General features: G+C 65.3%; 6 protein-coding genes. All 6 read right to left on the bottom strand.

The genetic code is table 11. The features are described 5' to 3' along the window. Positions 1-276, bottom strand: a 276-nt coding sequence (locus OU682_RS13465) for a tripartite tricarboxylate transporter TctB family protein (RefSeq protein WP_268942664.1), incomplete at its 3' end; no start/stop codon positions are given. Positions 277-338: 62 nt separating this feature from the next. Next, on the bottom strand, positions 339-1,313 hold the full coding sequence (locus OU682_RS13460) for a tripartite tricarboxylate transporter substrate-binding protein (RefSeq protein WP_268942663.1): 975 nt from the start codon (positions 1,311-1,313) through the stop codon (positions 339-341). A gap of 43 nt (positions 1,314-1,356) precedes the next feature. Continuing rightward, positions 1,357-2,631 carry a phosphopyruvate hydratase gene (eno, locus tag OU682_RS13455; protein ID WP_268942662.1) on the bottom strand — a complete coding sequence of 425 codons (1,275 nt, stop codon included), beginning with the start codon at positions 2,629-2,631 and terminating at the stop codon, positions 1,357-1,359. Further along, positions 2,628-4,058: a pyruvate kinase gene (pyk, locus tag OU682_RS13450; protein WP_268942661.1), complete on the bottom strand. Its 1,431-nt coding sequence runs from the start codon at positions 4,056-4,058 to the stop codon at positions 2,628-2,630. The genes eno and pyk overlap by 4 nt, the downstream gene beginning before the upstream one ends. After that, positions 4,055-5,302, bottom strand: a complete 1,248-nt coding sequence (locus OU682_RS13445; protein WP_268942660.1) for a glycerate kinase type-2 family protein — start codon at positions 5,300-5,302, stop codon at positions 4,055-4,057. The genes pyk and OU682_RS13445 overlap by 4 nt, the downstream gene beginning before the upstream one ends. A gap of 8 nt (positions 5,303-5,310) precedes the next feature. Further along, positions 5,311-6,423: a tartrate dehydrogenase gene (locus tag OU682_RS13440; RefSeq protein ID WP_268942659.1), complete on the bottom strand. Its 1,113-nt coding sequence runs from the start codon at positions 6,421-6,423 to the stop codon at positions 5,311-5,313. Between the last annotated feature and the right edge of the window lies 1 nt (position 6,424).

Here is a 6,424-nt window from a genome sequence, read left to right as displayed (position 1 = left end):
CAGGCCGAAGAAGATCGGCGCGGGCAGGATGAACAGGATGCCGCGCCAGGCGATGCGCCCGAAGGGTTCGTCATCGGGCCGTCCGAAGGCCTTGAACAGGATCACCGCGCCCAGCAGGAACAGCAGGCCCGACAGCACGATCGGGAAATAGCCCGGCCCCATCCGTAGCGATGTGCCGATTTCCATTTGCAGGGCCTGCCAGCCGAAGAAGCCCCCCAAGGCCATGAAGAACAGGCCTGCAGCAATATCAGTTTGGTCTTTTGGTTTCGTGGACATGGTGCCTCCCCGCCGCATGCCGCCAACAAACCCGCCGCCTCGATGGGCGGCGGGCGCATGGATCAGTTCGCCGGAGCGCCTGCCAGCAGCTTGGACCAGCGTTCGATCTCGGAGGTGAAGCGCTCGTCCATGGCCGCAGGGGTGGCCAGATCGGGCGCAACGGGGGTGGTGCCCAGCGTCGCGAAACGGTCAATCACATCAGGATCGGCAAGGGCCTTCTGCAAAGCTTCGGACAACCGGTTGCGCACATCGTCAGGCGTGCCAGCCGGTGCCCAGATGGCGTGCCATGCCGAGAGGTTGAAGCCTTCGAGGCCATTTTCGGCTAGGGTCGGCGTGTCCGGCAGCAGCGCGATCCGCTCAGGCGTGGTCACCGCATAAGGCTTGATTTCGCCTGCCTTGATCTGATTGGCCGTGTTGGTCGTCTGGTCGCACATCAGGTCGATCTGTCCGCCCAGAAGATCGGTCATGGCCGGGCCGGTGCCCTTATAGGGAACAACGGTAAACTCAATCCCGGTCGCCTCGCTCAACTGCCGACCACACAGATCAGACACCGAGCCAACACCCGCTGTCCCGAAGGTGGCGCCGGTGCCCTCTCCCTTGAGCCAGTCCAGAAGCCCGGCCACATCGGCCGCCTCCAGATCCTTGCGGCTGACCAGCGTCATCGGCACATCCGTCACCAGGCCGACCGAGGAAAAGGCTGTGTTGGTGTCGTAGGGGAGGTTGGGATAAAGCGCGCCGAAAGTCGACACGCCCACATGGTAGAGCAGCAGTGTGTAGCCATCGGGCTCGGCCTTGGCGACGCGTGCCGCCCCAAGCGATCCCCCTGCACCCCCCATGTTCTCGATCAGCACCTGCTGGCCAAACTCGGCGCTCATCTTGTCCGCAATGAGCCGGGCAACCGTGTCGCTCGGCCCACCGGCCGCCGCGGGCACGACAATGGTGATGTTTTGGCTTGGATAATCCTGCGCCATAGCCGCACCGGCCATAAAGGGCAGGATGCCCAAAACCACTTTCGTTGTAACCTTGAACGTCCTCATCAATCTTTCCTCCCTGTTGATGTGGAATGGTGTCTTGCCGCTCTCAGCGCAGGATGGCTCTCCCTTCATATTCTGCGGTGGCGTCCAGCATCTCCTCGATGCGGATCAGCTGGTTGTATTTTGCAAGCCGGTCGGACCGGGCCAAGCTGCCGGTCTTGATCTGGCCGCAGTTGGTGGCGACCGCCAGATCGGCGATGGTCGCGTCCTCGGTCTCGCCCGACCGGTGGGACATCACGCTGGCATAGCCGTTGCGGTCGGCCATGCGCACGGCGTCCAGCGTTTCCGACAGCGTGCCGATCTGGTTGACCTTGACCAGCAGGCTGTTGCCGCAGCCCTTGGCGATGCCTTCGGCCAGCCGCGCGGGGTTGGTCACGAACAGGTCGTCGCCCACAAGCTGGACCGATGCCCCCAGACGGTCGGTCAGCAGCTTCCAGCCTTCCCAGTCGTCCTCGGCGCAACCATCCTCGATCGACCGGATCGGATAGTCGGCGCACAGCGCGGCCAGATAATCCACGTTCTCGGCCGAGGTCAGGGACTTGCCCTCGCCCGCCATTTCATACTTGCCGTTCCTGAAGTATTCGGTCGATGCGCAATCCAGCGCCAGCATGATGTCGTCGCCGGGCTTGTAGCCGGCCTTTTCCACCGCGCGCAGGATGAAATCCAGCGCGTCGCGGGCCGAGGACAGGTTCGGCGCAAAGCCGCCCTCGTCGCCGATCCCGGTCGAAAGGCCTGCCGCCGACAGTTCCTTCTTCAGCGTGTGGAACACTTCGGATCCCATGCGGACGGCGTCGCGGATGTTGTCCGCGCTGACCGGCATGATCATGAATTCCTGGATGTCGATGGGGTTGTCGGCATGTTCGCCGCCATTGATGATGTTCATCATAGGCACCGGAAGGATCCGCGCACCCGTGCCGCCGACATAACGATACAGCGGCTGGTTCGTCGTATCCGCCGCGGCCTTGGCCACCGCAAGCGACACGCCCAGGATCGCGTTCGCGCCCAGGCGGCCCTTGTTCGGCGTGCCGTCCAGTTCGCACATCATCGCGTCGATGGCGCGCTGTTCGGTCGCGTCCTCGCCGATCAGGTTCTCGGCGATCTCGCCGTTCACGGCGGCCACTGCCTCCAGCACGCCCTTGCCCATATAGCGGGCCTTGTCGCCGTCGCGCTTCTCGACCGCCTCATGGGCGCCCGTGGATGCGCCCGAGGGCACGGCCGCCCGGCCCATCGTGCCGTCTTCCAGCGTCACGTCGACCTCGACGGTCGGGTTGCCGCGGCTGTCCAGGATCTCTCGCGCGAAGATGTCGATGATGGCGGTCATGGCTTTCCTTGCCCTAGGGGTGTGACGCGGATGCTGTTGGTGGTGCCTGGCACGCCGAAGGGAAAGCCGCAGACGACAACAATGCTGTGCCGGTCGTCGCCGAGGCCAAGGCGCAGGACCGCTTCCTCGGCCATGATCGGAACCGTGTCGTGGTCGCTCACCTCATCATCGACCAGCGAACGGATACCCCAAACTAGGGCCATGCGTCGCGCAACCGCCGGGTCGGCGGTCAGCAGCACCGTCGGGCGCGGCGAGCGGTGCGAAGCGATCCGCCGTCCAGACGCACCGGTCGAGGAAAAGGCCACAATGGCTGGGGCTTCAAGGGCACCCGCCAGATCGACCGCAGCCTCGGCGATGGCGCGGTTTGCCGTGTCGGCCTTGGGCGCGGTCGCCTGCAGTGAAGCGGCATAGAAGGGATGCGCCTCGGTCCGGCGGATGATGCGGTCCATCATCTCCACGGCCTCAGTGGGGAACTGGCCCGAGGCGGTTTCGGCCGACAGCATCACCGCGTCCGCCCCGTCATAGACCGCTGTTGCCACATCGGAGGCCTCGGCCCGCGTGGGGGTGGGCGTGGTGATCATCGACTCCAGCATCTGGGTTGCGACGATCACCGGCCGGTCGAGCTGGCGGCAGAGGCGGATGATCTCTTTCTGCCGGCCCGGCACATCCTCGGGCGGGATCTCGACGCCCAGATCGCCGCGCGCGATCATCACCGCATCGGCCTCGAAGACGATCTGCTGCAGGCTTTCCAAGGCCGAAGGCTTCTCGATCTTGGCGACCAGTGCGGCGCGGCCCTGGATCAGAGCTTTAGCCTCGACCAGATCCTCGGGCCTCTGGACAAAGGACAGCGCCACCCAATCGACGCCGAGCGACAGACCGAACTGCAGGTCCGCGCGGTCCTTCTCGGTTAGGGCGGGCAGGTCAACCACCGTGTCGGGCAGGTTCACTCCCTTGCGGTCAAGAAAACGGCCGCCTGCCACTACGCGTGCAGTGATGGTCTCGGCATCATGGTCAACCGTCTCCAGCCGGATGCGGCCATCGTCGATCAGCAGTTGATCGCCGGGGCGAACGGCCGCGAAGATCTCGGGATGCGGTAAGGGGATCTCGCCGGCGCCAAGGGTCAGGGTCAGTGTCTCGCCCACCAGGACCTCACGCGGGCCACCGGGGAGTTGCCCCAGTCGGATCTTCGGTCCTTGCAGGTCCTGCAGGATGCCGATGGGTTGACCGAACTCGGCCTCCAAGGCGCGGATCGCGTCAAAGGCCTGCCGGTGATCGTCGTGGCTGCCATGGCTGAAGTTCAGCCGAAAGGTGTCGGCACCGGCGAGAAACAGGCGGCGCAGCATCTCGGGGCTGCGGCTTGCCGGACCAACGGTCGCAAGGATCTTGGCGCGGCGCGGGCGCAGCGCAGAAGGGGTCTGGATGTTCATGGGATAAGAACCGCCCTGAAGTCGTTGACATTGGTCAGGGTCGGCCCGGTCTTCACCAGATCGCCGATCCTGTCGAACAGGCTGTAGCTGTCATGCGCGGCCAGCACGGCACGCGGATCAAGTCCGGCAGCACGGGCGCGGGCCAGCGTATCAGGAGTAATGATCGCCCCCGCCGCATCTTCACTGCCGTCAATGCCGTCGGTGTCACCTGACAGAGCATGGATGCCTGGCAGGCCGTCCAAAGCGACCGCGAGCGCAAGCAGGAACTCGGTGTTCCGTCCACCCTTGCCCGGCTTGGCCGCGCCGATGGACACGGTGGTCTCGCCTCCGGACAGCAGCACCGCCGGACCTGTGACCGGAAGGCCGTGCAGGGCGGCGCTGCGGGCGATGCCCGCCATGACCTGACCGGCGGCAGCGGCCTCACCCTCGATGGCATCGCCCAGGATCAGGGGCGTCACACCCGCCGCCTTTGCAATCTCCGCAGCCGCTTGGAGCGCCAAAAGCGGCGTGGAGATCATGCGATAGTCTGCCTCAAACGCTGGCAAGGGCTCGGGCGCTTCCAGCAACAAGCGCCGTGCGGCCTCAGGCAAATCAGGACCAAGCATTTGAGCCACATCGGACAGATCTGCGTCGGCCTCGGGGTCATGGACCGTCGGTCCCGAAGCAATGGCCAAGGGGTCGTCGCCGGGCACATCGGAAATCGCCAGTGTCACCAGTTTCGCCGGTGCTGCCGCCAAGGCCAGTCGCCCGCCCTTGATGGCGGACAACCTGCGCCGCACCCGGTTCATCATCGAGATCGGCGCCCCGGAGGCCAGGAGCAGCTTGTTGACCTGCATCTTGTCTGCCAGCGTGAGGCCCGGTGCCGGCGCCGTCATCAGCGCCGAGCCGCCACCCGAGATCAGCGCCAACACCAGATCGTCGGGACCAAGCCCCCGCACCGCCGCAAGGATCCGTTGCGCGGCATCTGCCCCCGCCTGGTCGGGGACAGGATGGGAGGCCTCGATGACCTCAATATTCCGCGTTGGAACCGCGTGGCCGTAGCGGGTGACAACCACGCCGGTCACATCAGACCATTCCGCCTCGACCGCGCGGGCCATGGCGGCGGCGGACTTGCCCGCCCCCACCACGACGACCCGGCCACGGGGACGTTCAGGGAGATGGCGCGCGACCGTCTTCGCCGGATCGGCGCTGTCCACCGCAGCGCCGAACAGGCGCTTGAGCAGCTCTTGGGGGTCGTGCGCCATCGCCAGCCTCAGATGTTGGCGCCGCGGATCGCGTTGCAGACCGCGTCCGTGACTTGCTGGGTATTGGCCGTGCCACCCACATCCGGGGTCATAACGCCATCGGCGCAGACCTGCTCGACCGCGGTCATCAGGCGCTTGGCGGCGTCAGCCTCGCCAAGGTGCTCCAGCATTTGCGCGGCGGTCCAGAAGGTCGCGACCGGGTTGGCGATGCCCTTTCCGGTGATGTCGAAGGCAGACCCATGGATCGGCTCGAACATCGAGGGGAAGCGGCGCTCGGGGTCGATGTTGCCAGTGGGCGCGACGCCTAGGGAGCCTGCCAATGCGCCTGCCAGGTCCGACAGGATGTCGGCGTGCAGGTTGGTGGCAACGATTGTGTCAAGGCTCTGCGGGTTCTTGACCATGCGCACGGTCATGGCATCGACCAGCATCTTGTCCCAGGTGACGTCCGGAAAATCTTTCGACACCTCGGCTGCAATCTCGTCCCACATCACCATGCCATGGCGCTGCGCATTGGACTTGGTCACGACCGTCAGCAGCTTACGTGGCCGCGACTGCGCCAGCGTGAAGGCATAGCGCATGATCCGGGTGACGCCGACGCGGGTGAAGATGGCCACCTCGGTGCCAACCTCTTCCGGGAAGCCCTTGTGGGCGCGACCGCCATGACCGGAATATTCGCCCTCCGAGTTCTCGCGCACGATCACCCAGTCCAGGTCGCCGGGTCCGACATCGGCCAGCGGTGACTGGATGCCCGGCAGGATCTTCGTGGGCCGAACATTGGCATACTGGTCGAAGCCCTGGCAGATCGGCAGGCGCAGACCCCACAGGGTGATATGATCGGGCACGTCAGGAGCACCCACGGCGCCGAAGAAGATGGCATCAAAAGCCTTCAGTTGCTCGGGTCCGTCCTCTGGCATCAGCGCGCCGGTCTTCTTGTAGCGGTCCGAGCCCCAGTCGAAATGGGTGACATCGAAGGCGAACTTGCCGTCACGCTTTGCCAGGGCTTCCAGAGCCTGCAGGCCTGCGGCGATCACTTCCGGGCCGATCCCGTCTGCAGGAATGGCGGCGATGCGGTAGGTGCGGGTGTCAGCGGACATGTTGGAGGCTTTCTGTGCAATGGTCATG

The organism is Paracoccus benzoatiresistens (assembly GCF_026913015.1).
Taxonomy (GTDB): Bacteria; Pseudomonadota; Alphaproteobacteria; order Rhodobacterales; family Rhodobacteraceae; genus Paracoccus; species Paracoccus benzoatiresistens.
The sequence above is the reverse complement of the archived record's forward strand: the minus strand, read 5'-3'. Positions and strand labels throughout refer to the sequence as shown.

Excerpts from the sequence above, each read along its gene's own strand:
- OU682_RS13460 (WP_268942663.1), bottom strand. The coding sequence starts at position 1,313 with ATGAGGACGTTCAAGGTTACAACGAAAGTGGTTTTGGGCATCCTGCCC.
- eno (WP_268942662.1), bottom strand. The coding sequence starts at position 2,631 with ATGACCGCCATCATCGACATCTTCGCGCGAGAGATCCTGGACAGCCGC.
- pyk (WP_268942661.1), bottom strand. The coding sequence starts at position 4,058 with ATGAACATCCAGACCCCTTCTGCGCTGCGCCCGCGCCGCGCCAAGATC.
- OU682_RS13445 (WP_268942660.1), bottom strand. The coding sequence starts at position 5,302 with ATGGCGCACGACCCCCAAGAGCTGCTCAAGCGCCTGTTCGGCGCTGCG.
- OU682_RS13440 (WP_268942659.1), bottom strand. The coding sequence starts at position 6,423 with ATGACCATTGCACAGAAAGCCTCCAACATGTCCGCTGACACCCGCACC.